This window comes from Gluconobacter albidus (assembly GCF_002005485.1).
Classification (GTDB): domain Bacteria; phylum Pseudomonadota; class Alphaproteobacteria; order Acetobacterales; family Acetobacteraceae; genus Gluconobacter; species Gluconobacter albidus.
Window position 1 is genome coordinate 2200284 of record NZ_CP014689.1, and the last position, 14475, is coordinate 2214758.

A 14475-nucleotide genomic window follows, 5' to 3' on the forward strand; every position below is an offset into this window, starting at 1 on the left:
ATGCTCTTCCGGAAAATTTCCCCTGTTTTCACGGCCTTCTTTCGCCAGATGCGTCATCATCGGCTCTACACGGCCATCAACGTCGCAGGGCTGGCACTGGGTCTCGCAACCTGCCTCACTTTCGGGCTGATCGTTCGTTACGAATTCACATTCGACCGATGGCTTACGGGCGCAGGCGACATCTACAGGCTGGATGCGGTCAATGCCTCGGACGGCAAACCGGCGGAAATCGCGGATGCCCCGTTCCGGGTTTACGACGCACTCCGGACGGCCTTCCCGGAAATCACACATGCCACGCGCATCCGCCCGGAGGGTATTTCCATCATCACGCCGGACGATATCCACTCGTCCAATGCGCTCTATGTCGATCCCGATTTCTTCGCGACCCTGCCCTACCCCCTCATCCGCGGCGATGCGGGCACCGCGCTGTCGGCACCAAACAGCATCGTTCTTTCAGAGGAACGCGCACAGGCCTATTTCCATACTGTCGACGTAGTCGGACGCAGGCTGAGTGTCGATCACGACGGCCGTAAGGCGGACCTCACCGTAACCGGTGTTCTCGGCCCGGTCCCGGGCAATACGACGCTCAGACCCGACATGCTGATCCCGATCGACAGTGCGATGCTGGCCTCCCCGGCTTTCATGGAATGGGGGATCGAGGGCGGATATCTCTTCTTTCGTCTCCGCAGCTCCTCCGACGCCAGACACATGCAGAATGCGATGGTGCAGTTTTCCAACGACCATGTCCCTACACAGGTCCGGGAGAAAGGGGAATTACGGGACTGGCGGGTCCGCAGACTGCCATCCGTGCATTTCCTTGACGGGATTCTCGGCGCGTCGGATGCCAGCCGGAGTGGGGTCATCATGCTGGGCCTCATTGGCGTTCTGGCGCTCCTTTCCGCCCTCATCAACACGGTCAACCTGTCCACCGCGCGCGGCCTGCTCCGCGCACGCGAAGTGGCGATGCGAAAGACACTTGGCGCCACACGGAGCGATCTGATCGTCCAGTTCATGGGCGAAGCGATGCTGCTTGTCCTGTGCGCAGCTATCCCGGCCCTGGCCCTGATTGAAATCGCCATTCCGACGGTCAACGCGCTGGGAGGCTGGGACATCGTGATTCCTTACAGCCTTCTGCTGCCGGCACTTCTGGGGCTGACGGTCATCGTAGGCCTGATGGCGGGCGCCTATCCGGCGCTCTGGCTTTCATCCTACCAGCCCGCAAAAGTCCTTGCGGCCTCGCGTATGGCAACGATGGGCCGCCTTGGCGCCATCGTCCGTCTCGGGCTGGTGGTCATGCAGTTCGGCTTTGCAATCGGATTGAGCGCCTCAAGCATGGTGATCCTGCGCCAGTCCAATTTTGTGCGGGACATGGATCGCGGTTTCGAAAGCAGCGGGCTGGCATTCATTCCATTCATCGACAATGTCGGCCCAGCGGCCACACAACTGGCACTCATGGACGCTTTCCGCAGCATTCCCGGTGTGACGACGGTGTCCAGTCTTTATACCATGCCAGGCGGTTTCGGGTTCTCCGCTGCGGATTATTTCTTCCCCGTCAACGCTCCTGACCGTCGCCCCCATCTCGAATGGCAGGATGTCGGCCGCGACTATTTCCGGCTGTTCAGACTTCACCTGATCGCGGGACGCCTGTTCGACGACGCACATGGCGAAGATGACCAGCAGAAAGGGGATGGCACGCACTCAGTCATCATTGATGTCAGTTCCGCACGCGCACTGGGCTACGCGACGCCAGAAGCCGCACTGGGCCAGACGATCCGCAAGGACACCGGCCAGACCTCATGGCAGGTGATTGGCGTGGTGAACAACGTGCGCCTCGGCTCGGCCCGGTGGGAAAATGTCCCCTCGGTTTACTTCTACACTTCAAAACCCAAACACTTCGCAAGCGCGGGCATCCGCTTTGAAAACCGTTCGAAACAGGATGTTAAAACCGCTCTTCAGGCGATCTGGCGGCAAAGAGCACCCGGTCTCGCATTCCGGGCCCTTCTGGCCACCGATCTGCTGTCCAATGACTATCGTGACGACGAACAACGCGGCGAGCTTCTGGCCATCGGCGCGGGCGTTGCCATCTTCATCGCGGTGATGGGCATGTACGCTCTTGCCTCCTTCACCGTCGCCCGCCGGATGCTCGAAGTCGGAATCCGCAAGACACTAGGTGCCACGACCGGCCGCGTTCTGGCTCTGCTGATGGGCCAGTTCCTCAGGCCGGTCGTGGGTGCAGGGCTGATCGGCTGTGCCCTGGCATGGATGGCGATGCGGAACTGGCTGTCCGGCTTCGACGCGCGCATCGCCCTCTCCCCCCTTTATTTCGCCTCGGTTTTCGTGGCGGCACTGCTTGTCGCCGCCCTGACCGTCCTGTTCCAGACCTTGCGTGTCGCCCGGGCCGAGCCTGCCCGTGCCCTGCGCGCGGAGTGACCGTCATGCCTCTCGCCATCCTGCGCAGCATCCTCCGTCAGGCCCGTCGTCAGCCGCTGTATCTGGCGCTCAACGTCATCGGGCTGGGGCTCGGCATGGCGGTCTGCCTCGTGCTGACCCTTCAGGTCCGTTACGAATACAGCTTCAACGCGACCATCCCCGACGCGGCGCATGTCCTGCGACTGGACTCCCATCTCATGTTCCCGGGAAGCGCACCGCAGGAATATGGCGATGTCCCGTTCATCGCCTTTCCGTTCCTGCACACCGATTTCCCACAGATCGTTGATGCGACGCGCTACGAGGCGGATGATTACCAGCTCCATAACGGCGACCGAAGCGTGGCGGCCGGGACGTCCATGGTGGACACGTCCTTTTTCGATGTCATCGCCCTCCCGCTTGAGCACGGCGACCCGCGTTCGGCCCTGAGCAGACCTGACTCCATCGTTCTGTCCGCCGCCACGGCACAGGCCCTGTTCGGCACAACGGACGTGATCGGGCGCACGATCACAGCCGATCATGAAGGGCATCACACCCGCCAGACGGTTACAGGCGTGCTGGCACGTGCCGCGGGTCCGGTCACGATCGCCCCGGATGCCATCACGCCCTTCCCGTCCGATGAAATGCAGAAACCACAGTTCACACGCTGGGGCTCAAGCTCGGGCAATATCTTCCTGCGCGTGCGGAACGAAGCCGACCGTACCGCCATCGCACGGAACCTGACCCGCTTCGTGATCGACCATGCCTCTGGCACGGCGAATGACGACGCCAGCGAAGGCGTCCACCCCGAACGTCGTTTTGCCCTGTCCCTCGTCAGCCTGCGCGAGACGCATTTCAATGACCTGCATGTTGTCGCGGGCGATGACGCGACCGATCGCTCGGTGGTGAATATTCTCGCACTGATCGGCGCGCTCGCGCTTCTCCTAGCGGTGCTTAACGCCATCAATCTCGCCACGGCCCGCTCTGGCCTTCGGGCGCGGGAAGTCGCCATCCGCAAGACGCTCGGCGCCACGCGAAAGACGCTGTTTGTCCAGTTCGTCGGCGAAGCGATCGCCAGTACCGCCATTGGCGGAGCACTCGCGCTTGCGCTGTGCGAGATCGCCCTGCCCTTCACGGCCGCCCTGACGGGTACGACCCTGCATATGGATTACGGCTTCACGCTTCCCTTCCTCCTCGCGGTCGTGCTGCTCACCGGTCTCGCCTGCGGAATTTACCCCGCACTCGTCCTGTCTTCCTACCAGCCCGCGCATGTTCTGGCGGCCACGCGCATGCCGTCTGGCGGACGTGGCGCAGCGCGCCTGCGGAACGGTCTCGTCATCGTGCAGTTCGCCTTCGCGGTGGCCTTCGCCATCTGCACGCTGGTGGTGAACCGGCAGGCCCATTTCATGCAGTCACAGGACCTCGGCTTTGCCCGTGACGGCATTCTCATCAGCTCCGACATCATGACGAGCGACATCGGAAAGCAGCGGGCAATTCTCGAAGCCCTGCGCCATACGCCAGGCGTCGTCTCCGCATCGCTGTCAGAGCTGACCCCGAACATCGACAACCGCCACCGCTTCAACGTGACGCCTGTCGGCCCCCATCACGAAGACATTCATGTCCTCGGCGATACGGTCGTCGGAGACTACGCCACGACCTATCGCCCCCGCATGCTTGCAGGCCGGTGGTTCGACAACAGCCATGGCGAAGACGACAGCCCCGGCGACGAAGCATTCCACAAGTCGTCCGGAAAAACATGGAACGTCGTCCTCAACCGCACGGCCGTGTCCCGGCTGGGCTTTGCCTCACCGGAAAGCGCCATAGGCACGCCCCTCAAAAGCGGTCCCGTCACGCTGCGGGTCATCGGCGTCATGGAAGACATGCGCTTCGTCTCCGCCCGCGATGACGTCTCGCCACAGATCACGTTCAATTCAACCGCCGCCCTCGATTACCCCCACGCGTCGGTCCGCTTCTCGGGCGTGCCCGAAAACATCATGAAAACGCGTCTCAAATCGGCCTGGGACCCGGTTTTTCCTAATGATCCGACCGGCTTCGGCACGGTGCAGGACCGCATGTCCACGTTTTACATTACGGAGCAGCGCCGGGGATGGATGTTCTCCATCGCCTCGGGCATCGCAATCTTCATCGCCTGTCTGGGTCTGTACGGTCTGGCGTCCTTCACGGCCCTGCGGCGGACCCATGAGGTCGGAATCCGCAAGGCGCTCGGGGCCACGACCAACAACGTGCTGACCCTCATGCTCGGTGATTTCCTGCGCCCTGTCCTGCTGGCCTGCGCGATGGCAGCCCTTCCGGCCCTGTTCGTGGCGCGCTCCTGGCTGTCCGGTTTCCATCAGCGCATCGCGCTGTCCTGGCTCGATTTCGCAACCGTCGTCCTTGTGACGCTCCTCATCGCCGCCCTCACCGTCCTCGGACAGACCCTGCGCCTCGCCCGTGCCGAACCGGCCCGCGCGCTCAGAGCGGAGTAAACGCCATGCTTTCCCATATCGCCCTCGTTTTCTGGCGCGGCATCCTCCAGCGCCGCCTGTTCACAACGCTGAACGTGCTGGGCATGGCGCTCGGCATGGCGACGTTCCTGACGCTTGCGCTGATCGTACGTTACGAATTCACCTTCGATCGCTGGATCCCCGATGCGGAGCACATCTACCGGCTGGATGCCTTCTCCGACAAAGAAGTCCCGGTCTCCAGCATCCGGCTGATCGACGCACTCCGCGCGGAGCATCCGGACTGGAACGCAACCGCGATCCTGCGTGGCTTCTCCGGAGCAACCGTCCGCATCAACGACAATGCCTGGGACGTTTTCATCGCCCGGACGGATGCTCACCTGTTCGATGTATTCACGCTCCCGCTGGCGGAGGGCGATCCGCGCACGGCCCTTGTTCCTGAAGGCGTGGTGCTGACACGAACGCAGGCGCGGCGTTTCTTCGGCCGGGATCACGATGTTCTGGGGAAGACGTTGGACATCACGCAGAAGGGCCGGACCGAACGGCTCCATGTCACTGGCGTCCTGAAGGACCTGCCGCCGAACACCACACCACAGTTCGATCTTCTCGTCCCGACCTCCGCATCCGAAATGCAGGCCGGGTCCTCGTGGGAAATGAGCGCAGCCGAGACCTGGGTGCGGGTTGCGCCAGCCGTTGCGTCCCAGCTGCCCGATCTTCTCAGTGGTATCGTACAGCGTCATGCCGCCGGATTATCCTCGGAAGACGCCAGAGCGTTCAAAATTCGCGCACGCCCCCTCACGACGCTCCATTTCTTCGACGCGACCCTTGGCTGGGGCGGAACAGACAAACGCCTGCCGATCATTCTCGGTGTCGTCGGGCTGCTCGCACTCGGGGCGGGACTGGTCAATTTCGTCACACTCTCCACAGCCCTTGCCGCAACCCGCGCGCGGGAAGTCGCAATGCGCAAGGTGCTGGGCGCCACGGTCCTGACACTGGGACTGTCTTTCACGGCGGAGGCCATCGGTCTGGCCCTGATCGCGGCCGTCATCGCGCTCGTCCTGACCGAACTGACCCTCCCCTGGATCAGCACGCTGAGCGGCTGGCCGGTCGGCCTCGATTTCGGTTTCGCCCTGCCCCTGCTGCTGGCTTCCGCAATCATCGGCGGGGCCTGCGCGGGCGCCTATCCGTCCTGGATGCTCTCACGCTTCCGCCCGGCGGCCGTGCTCGCCTCGGCCCGGATGCCGGGAAGCGGGCGTCTTGGCAGCCGTCTGCGTGAGGGGCTGACCGTCGTGCAGTTCGCCTTCGCCGTGACGCTGACGATCTGCACACTGGTCATCTCGCGCCAGACGCATCTGCTCCAGACGATGGATCGCGGCTTTCACCAGTCCGGCCTCCTGATGAGCTATCTGCCGAACGAACAGGCCGAGCGCCTGCGCCAGCAACGCCTGAGCGATCTCGTCCGCGGCCTTCCCGGCGTCACCGGCGTCACAATTTCGGACGACGCACCCGGCGGCGGCACCGCAGGCATGACATTCGATACGACCCGTCCGGGACGTTCAACCCCGCCTCCCTTACTGGCCGTAATCGCAATGCAGCCCTCCACGCTGCCTGTCTGGGGCGCACATCTCCTCGCCGGTCGTCTGTTCGACACGAGCCACGACTATGACAGCCGCGCAATGCCGGTCGCACCGTTCGACAGCTTTCTGGCCGGGCAGACCTGGACATTCGGCGCCCATAACGTCGTCCTCAACGAGTCCGCCATCCGTGCGCTCGGCTTTGCAGACGCTGCCAGCGCCATCGGAACGCCGATCACGCTGCACAACAAGGACGTCCAGACGATCATCGGCGTGGTCGCTGACATGCGGTTCAAAAACAGCCGCGCCAGTGTCACGCCCGCACTGTATTACGCCGTGTCCGGCCCGATCGGTTACGGCGTACTCTCCGTCCGCTTTGACGACGCCCCCGAAAACGCTGTCCGGACTGCGATCGCCACGGTGTGGAAGCAGGTCTATCCCGAAAGCGCACTGAACCTGCGCAGTGTCGGCGACATCATCGACGACGACACACGGCCCGAACAGCAGCGCGGAACGCTAATGATCGTCGCGTCCTTCGTGACGCTGTCGATTTCCTGCATCGGTCTGTACGGCATTGCCGTGTTCAACGTGCGACGCCGCCTGTTCGAGATCGGCGTCCGCAAGGTGCTCGGCGCAACGGCACAACAGGTCACACGGCTTCTGGTGCTGCAATTCCTGCGTCCCGTCCTGATCGCAAACCTCATCGCCTGGCCGGTCGCCTGGTGGGTGATGCGGGGCTGGCTGTCCGGGTTCGACCGGCGCATCAGCCTCTCCCCGCTCTATTTCGCCCTGACCGCGCTGATCGTGCTGACGCTCGCCACACTCACCACCCTGCTCCAGATCCGCCGCGGTGCCCGAAGCGCGCCCGCCATCGCTCTCAGCTCCCAGTAACACGCCCAGTAAGCCCCCATACACTCCGCTTCTTCCGGACCCGATACGCCCATGACCCACCATAAAGCCCTCCTTCTCGCCCTGCTGGCCTCGGTCCCCGCTCTTCTGCCCGCTCCCGCAGAGGCCCTGACGCTTCAGGAGGCGCTGGCCCTCGCCTATCGCAGCAATCCGACATTGCGGGGAGAACAGGCCAACCAGCGCGCCGTCACCGAAAACTCCGCGCAGGCCCGGTCCGGATGGCGACCGACCGTTCAGGTCAACATGGACGCCTCCTACCAGCAGGGGCCTTACACCAGCGCCTTCGCGCTGGGGTCCTATACGTCCAACTCCGCCGAAGGGTATGTCTCCGCGAAACAGACGCTCTATTCTTTCGGTCACGTCGCCAATCAGGTCCGGGCGGCGGATGCGCGCTCGCGGGCGGAGCAGCATCAGTTGAGGCTCGTTGAAGCACAGGTCTTCACCGGCGTCGTGACGGCCTACATGAACGTCCTGCGCGACCGGAATATTCTCGATGTGCGCCAGGCCGATCTGGACATGCTGACACGTCAGGTACAGCTCACAACATCCCGCTACAACCTCGGCGGCCAGCCCTCCGAGCAGGTCACACGCACAGATGTCGAACAGGCGGAAACCCGGCGTCGTTCGGCGGAAGTCGCCGTCACGCAGGCCCAGGCCACGCTCGCAGCCTCGGTCGCGCAGTTCCGCGCGGTCATCGGAACGGAACCGGACACGCTGACGATGCCGGAAGGCCTACCCGGCCTGCCCGCAACACTGGATCAGGCGCTGAGAACCGCCCTGGCGCTCAATCCGCAGCTGATCCAGATGCAGGAAACCAGAAAAGCCACCGCCGCCGATATCGACACGGCGCGCTCGCAATGGGGCCCTCAGATTCAGGTGCAGGGAACGTTCGGAACGATCGGCCCGGCCTCCCCCTTCCACGGCGACCAGTATGGTGAACAGGTCACGGGCCTCGTCCAGCTCGTTCAGCCGATTTACAATGGCGACCTGTACAACTCCCAGATCCGTCAGGCCCGCAACAGGGACGAACAGGCCCGCGAAAGCGTCGAACTCGCCCGGCGCACCGCGTTGCAGGATGTGGCGACCAACTGGCACGCGGTCGAAAACGGATTGCAGGCCATCCGCGCCGGAACGGCGGAAGTCCGCTCCGGCGAGACCTCCCTCAAGGGCTATCAGATCGAATATGGCTACGGCCTGCGCAGCACGACCGACGTGCTCTACGCCGATCAGAACCTGCGCTCGGCACAGGTGGAACTCGCCGGCAGCCGCCACGACACCATCGTCGCCGAAGCCACCCTTCTCGCCTCGATGGGCCGTCTGCAGGCCGACGACCTGTTACCAAACCTTCCGCATTACGACGCCGCAGCGAAGCTCCAGCGCGCCCGCACGCGCGGCTGGGAACCCCTTCAGGCTCCGATTTCCGCCATCGACAAGGCCGGCTGGTAAGGAAAAACCCGATGTTCGCAGAGACCTTCAGAGCAACCTGGCGCACCCTTACCGCCCAGAAACGCTATACGCTTCTCAATCTGGCGGGTCTGGCGCTCGGCATCGCCGTGTTCCTCACGATGGCACTGATCGTGCGCTACGAAAACAGCTATGACGCCAGCGTTCCCAACGTCTCGCATCTCTATGCCGTGGACGAAGCCTTCCGCCCGGCCGGACACGCACCGGCCGACAGCGATTTCATCAGCTTCGTGCCTTTCCCGTTCCTGAAGCAGGACTTCCCGGAAATCAGCGCCGTCATCCGGATCATGCAGGAAACGCTCGTGGTGCGGGGCGGGGCACTCCTCGCGCAGGAAAAGGTGACGATGACGGACCCGGAGTTCTTTTCCGTCTTCGCACTGCCCCTTCTTGCCGGAGACCGCGCCACCGCACTGGATGGACCCGGTAGAGTCGTCATTTCAGCCGACATGGCACGAAAATATTTCGGGACCGAACAGGCACTGGGAAAGCGGCTGCGGATTGATAACGGCCAGACGGACGCAATCGTAACCGGTATTCTCGCCCCCCAGCCGCCGAACCAGACAATGGATTTCGACTTCATCGAGATCATTCCAACAGGCTGGCTCTCCAAACCTGCCTTCACGAACTGGGGTTCGCTCTGGGGCACGATCTGGGCCCGTATCGACGACCCGCGCGCCATTCCCCGCATCCGGGCCGGACTTGCGCACTATCCTGACACACACCCCGGAAACTGGACGAAGGACATGCTCCAGGACATGTTCGGGACTGGCGGTCTGGACCTGCTACCACTGAAAGATTTCCATTTCCACGCGGCCGACATCGGAGAAGGCGGAAACAGCCGGGCCCTCATCCGCATTCTCGGCCTGATCGGACTGGCCGCGCTGGCCACGGCCATCATCAACTACGTCAATCTGGCCACGGCACGCTCGGCCCTGCGCGCGCGCGAGGTCGCAGTGCGCAAGGTACTGGGCGCAACACGCCCGCGCCTGATCGCACAGTTCATGACCGAAGCCTATCTGATGGTCATGCTCGCCGCCATCCTCGGAACGGCACTAACGGAACTCGCCCTGCACTGGGTCAATCTGTGGGGCGGCTGGACCCTCTCGATGGACTGGGGATTCGTTCTCTCCATCGACGCACTGGTCGTGCTGGGTGCCGGAACACTGGCGGGCTTCTATCCCGCTCTGGTTATTTCCGGCTTTCGTCCCGCTGCCGTCCTCGCCGCCAGCAAAACCCCCGCAGGCGGCCGGATCGAAAGTGGACTGCGTTCCCTTCTGGTCGTGCTCCAGTTCAGCTTCGCCATGACACTCGCGATCTGCAGCCTCGTCATGGGTCTTCAGGCGCGTCATGTCCGGACACTGGATCGTGGCATGACGCAGGACGGGCTGATCGTTATCCCCGCGCTCGACGACGCCTCTCTCCTCAGCCGCCAGCGCGACATCATGACGCGTCTGGCCCAGGTTCCAGGTGTCCGGATCGCGACACGCTCGGACATCTATCCCTATAACGCCGTCAACAACGAGGACTGGCTGCTCGTCGGCCATCCCGAAAAACACTCGATGAACTGGGGACGCGCAACGGAGGGGTATTTCGACGCGATCGGCGCGCATCTTCTCGCGGGGCGGTTTTTCGATCCCCATCATGGACAGGACTATCCCGCCAACCCGTTCACCGCCGGCAATGGCACCAGCGTCATCCTGACGCGCCTCGCCGCCGAACGCTTCGGCTTTACGTCTCCGCAGACTGCCATCGGAAAAGATATTCAGGAATCAGGCGCGCCTCAGACCTATCGTGTCATCGGCGTCATCGACGATATCCGGATCCATTCGGCAAACGCCCCCATGAAACCGCTGCTGTTCACAGGGGCCTCCGGCTCGTTCCCCTATATCGGGGGCCTGATCCGCTATAACGGTGCCTCCGCGCAGATCGAAATGGAGCGTCTTGCAAAAGCCTGGGCCGAAATCGCACCGGACGTCGCTTTCTCTGCCCGGACAGCGTCCGATCTCTTCGCCGAGGACTATCGTGCAGATGAAAGCCACGGCGCACTGTTCGGTATCGGATCGACGGTCGCCATCGCCATTGCCTGCCTCGGACTTTACGGTCTCTCGGCGTTCAATGTCTCAAGACGGCGTCAGGAAATCGGCATCCGCAAGGTCCTCGGTGCGGGAACGCGGGACGTGCTGTGGCTTCTCCTCACACAGTTTCTCCGCCCGGTCGCTTTCGCCAGCCTGATTGCATGGCCCGCCTCCTGGGGCCTCATGCGGATCTGGCTATCCACATTCGATGACCGGATCAGTCTGACGCCCCTGCCCTTCCTCGCCGTTACGGCCGCCGCCATCTTCATCGCCGTCCTGACGATCATCACCCAGACCCGGCGCATCGCAACCCTGCCCCCCGCCACCGCCCTGCGCCAAAACGGATGACAGGCCGCACAGACAGCTCCCTGACGAAACCTAACCATGAATGAAATTCATAGAACAATGAAATAAAATCATTTTTGCTCACTGACCCTCTCGGGCATAACAGCGTCCAACGCGTCTCAACATAACCGGCCTGAAAACTGCCGATTGGAAGCTGCACACACGTAAAATTCTCTACAGATCCCCGTCATGATCTGGAGAATTTCTGCCCGAGCAAGGTGAAACAGGAATGTCTGCCGAATTTACGTTCTCTATCAAAAAAACCCGGTTTGACGAAGACTACACGCCTTCGGACGACACACGCCTGACAACCAATTTCGCCAATCTGGCCAGAGGTGAACACCGGCGGGAAAACCTGCAGAGAGTCCTGCAGATGATTGATAACCGCTTCAATTCCCTCGCGCACTGGGACAACCCCAGGGCGGATCGCTATTCTGTCGAGCTCGAAATCATTTCCATCGAAATGAACATCAACGCCGATGCAAAGCATGACGTCTTTCCGCTCATTGAAATTCTCAACACGACCATTGTCGACAAGGTTAAAAACGAGCGGATCCCGGGCCTCTCCGGAAACAGTTTTTCTTCCTATGTTCGCGATTATGATTTCAGCGTCCTGCTTCTGAACCACAATCAGGGTCGGTCAGAATTCCAGGTTCCCGAGCATTACGGCGATCTGCATGGCAATCTGTTCAAGGCGGCGATCCATTCGGCTGACTACAAGGCCCTGTTTGGCAAGACGCCCGTCATCTGCCTGAGCGTTTCCAGCAACAGAACCTATCACCGGACCGAAAACCATCATCCGGTTCTGGGGACCGAATACGAACAGCGCGAATTTTCCCTGACCGATCAGTATTTCGGGAAAATGGGCATGAAAGTCCGGTATTTCATGCCTGCTTTTGCTACCGCGCCGCTGGCGTTCTATTTCATCGGCGATCTTCTGTCCGACTATTCCGATCTTGAACTGATCAGCACGATCAGCACGATGGAATCCTTCCAGAAAATCTATCGGCCGGAAATCTACAATACGAATTCCCCTGCATCCGACTGCTATCAACCAACCCTGAAGCATCAGGATTATTCGCTGACCCGCATCGTTTACGATCGTGAGGAGCGCAGCAGGCTGGCCGTTGAGCAGGGCGTGTTCACGGAAGAACGCTTCATCAAGCCGTATCAGGACATTCTGGGGCAGTGGTCTGCCAGCTTTCCTGCCTGATCCATCAAAAACACCAAGGCCGCAATCATCATGAAAACACTTCTCCCGACCTCGACCGCCGGCAGCCTGCCGAAACCTTCATGGCTCGCAAAGCCGGAAACCCTCTGGTCCCCCTGGAAACTGGAGGGGGAGGAACTGGTCGAAGGCAAGCAGGACGCCCTGCGCCTGACGCTGGACAACCAGAACCGTGCCGGCATTGATATCGTCAGCGACGGCGAACAGACGCGCCAGCATTTCGTCACGACGTTCATCGAGCATCTGAGCGGCGTCGATTTCGAAAACCGCCAAACGGTCAAGATTCGCAACCGTTACGACGCAAGCGTGCCGTCCGTCGTGGGCGCCGTGTCGCGCGAAAAGCCCGTCTTTGTCGAGGACGCCAAGTTCCTGCGCAAGCTCACGGACAAGCCGATCAAATGGGCCCTCCCCGGCCCCATGACCATGATTGATACGCTGCATGACGCGCACTACAAGAGCCGTGAAAAGCTGGCCTGGGAGTTCGCCCGCATCCTGAACCAGGAAGCCCGTGAACTTGAAGCGGCTGGCGTGGACATCATCCAGTTCGATGAACCTGCCTTCAACGTTTTCTTCGACGAAGTGAATGACTGGGGCATCGCAACATTGGAAAAGGCCATTGAAGGCCTGAAATGCGAAACCGCTGTCCATATCTGCTACGGCTACGGCATCAAGGCGAATATCGACTGGAAGAACACTCTGGGCTCGGAGTGGAGACAGTACGAAGAGATTTTCCCCAAGCTGCAGCAGTCGAACATTGATCTGATTTCACTGGAATGCCAGAACTCGCGCGTTCCGATGGATCTCATCGAACTCATCCGCGGCAAGAAGGTGATGGTCGGCGCCATCGACGTGGCCACCAGCACCGTTGAAACACCAGAAGAAGTCGCCAGCACGCTGCGAAAGGCCCTTCAGTTTGTCGATGCGGACAAGCTGTATCCGTCAACCAACTGCGGAATGACCCCGCTGTCCCGGCAGGTCGCAACGGGTAAGCTGAACGCCCTGAGCGCAGGTGCCGCAATCGTCCGGAAAGAACTTCTGGGCTGACCGGTCTGACGGAGTGGAGGTTGGCACCTGGCCTTCACTCCGTCGTCCCGTTTTACGGGATCAGAACGTCCTGATCCCCGGGACTGGCCGCAAATTTTATGAAATTGGTGAGATACTGGACATCCTCATCCGTTTCGCGCCGTCCCAGAAAAATCTGCTTTGCAATGCCATGTTTGCCAATCCTGATGGCATGCAGATCAAATCGTGTGGCGTATTCCTCCACCAGCCATCGGGGAAGAACAGCCACGCCCCGGCCATGCGACACCATGACCAGCATGATATCCGTCGTTTCGATCTGCTTCTGCTGACGCGGCGCAATCCCGGCGGGCTGTAGAAACTGTGTGTAAATATCCAGCCGTTCCGTCGGCACCGGGTAAGTGATGAGGGTCTCATCCGCCAGTTGCTCGGGTGTGACACATTGAACATCCCGCAGCCTGTGGCCGCTGCCGACAACTAGCACGAGTTCATAGTCAAAGACGGGGGTAAACTTCAGCTCCGGCTTGTAGAGCGGATCAGGCGTTACGAGAATATCAATCTCGTTGCCCAGCAGCGCCCCAATCCCTCCGAACTGGAATTTCTGCCTGACATCCACATCGACTTTCGGCCAGCGTTCCAGATACGGCGAGACAACGTTGAGCAGCCATTGATAACACGGATGGCACTCCATCCCGATCCTCAGCGTACCGCGCTCTCCATTGGCAAACTGCTCCAGCCGCTCTTCAGCCAGAGAAAACTGTGGCAGAAGCCGGTTCGCAAGCGAAAGCAGCCACTGCCCCGCCTGCGTCAGAACCAGCGACCGCCCCTCCCGACGCCAGATCTTCACACCAAGCTGGATTTCGATCTTGCGGACCGCATGGCTCAGAGCAGGCTGCGTCAGGTTCAGTCGCGCCGCAGCAGCCGTCAGCGACCCCTCCCGGGCGACTTCCTGAATGATCATCAGATGATTGCGTTCGAGAATGGCCATACCC

The 14475-nt window shown here is 61.4% G+C and carries 8 protein-coding genes; 7 read left to right on the plus strand and 1 reads right to left on the minus strand.

Annotation, left to right across the window (positions count from 1 at the left end; all coding sequences use genetic code 11):
* The 7 genes from A0U94_RS10085 to A0U94_RS10115 all read left to right on the plus strand — a co-directional run bounded on the left by A0U94_RS10085 (position 1) and on the right by A0U94_RS10115 (position 13507).
* A complete protein-coding gene (locus A0U94_RS10085) occupies positions 1-2430 on the plus strand; it encodes an ABC transporter permease (protein ID WP_077803283.1) in 2430 nt (809 codons plus the stop codon).
* A gap of 5 nt (positions 2431-2435) precedes the next feature.
* Complete coding sequence (locus A0U94_RS10090) at positions 2436-4892, plus strand: ABC transporter permease (protein WP_077803284.1); 2457 nt, start codon at positions 2436-2438, stop codon at positions 4890-4892.
* A 5-nt stretch (positions 4893-4897) separates the two neighbouring features.
* Positions 4898-7333, plus strand: coding sequence for an ABC transporter permease (locus A0U94_RS10095; protein WP_077803285.1), 2436 nt, complete (start codon positions 4898-4900; stop codon positions 7331-7333).
* A 51-nt stretch (positions 7334-7384) separates the two neighbouring features.
* The gene (locus A0U94_RS10100; RefSeq protein ID WP_077803286.1) at positions 7385-8797 is read left to right on the plus strand and encodes a TolC family outer membrane protein; all 1413 of its coding nucleotides are present in this window, start codon (positions 7385-7387) and stop codon (positions 8795-8797) included.
* 11 nt (positions 8798-8808) lie between these two features.
* Positions 8809-11238 (plus strand): ABC transporter permease, encoded by a 2430-nt coding sequence (locus A0U94_RS10105; RefSeq protein ID WP_077803287.1) that lies wholly within the window; start codon positions 8809-8811, stop codon positions 11236-11238.
* 226 nt (positions 11239-11464) lie between these two features.
* Entirely contained in the window at positions 11465-12448 is a 984-nt protein-coding gene (locus A0U94_RS10110; protein ID WP_077803288.1) for a DUF1852 domain-containing protein, read from the plus strand.
* Positions 12449-12478: 30 nt separating this feature from the next.
* On the plus strand, positions 12479-13507 hold the full coding sequence (locus A0U94_RS10115; RefSeq protein ID WP_062027303.1) for a methionine synthase: 1029 nt from the start codon (positions 12479-12481) through the stop codon (positions 13505-13507).
* Positions 13508-13559: 52 nt separating this feature from the next.
* Here A0U94_RS10115 and A0U94_RS10120 read toward each other — a convergent pair whose 3' ends face one another.
* Positions 13560-14471: a LysR family transcriptional regulator gene (locus A0U94_RS10120; protein WP_062027305.1), complete on the minus strand. Its 912-nt coding sequence runs from the start codon at positions 14469-14471 to the stop codon at positions 13560-13562.
* Positions 14472-14475 lie beyond the last annotated feature (4 nt).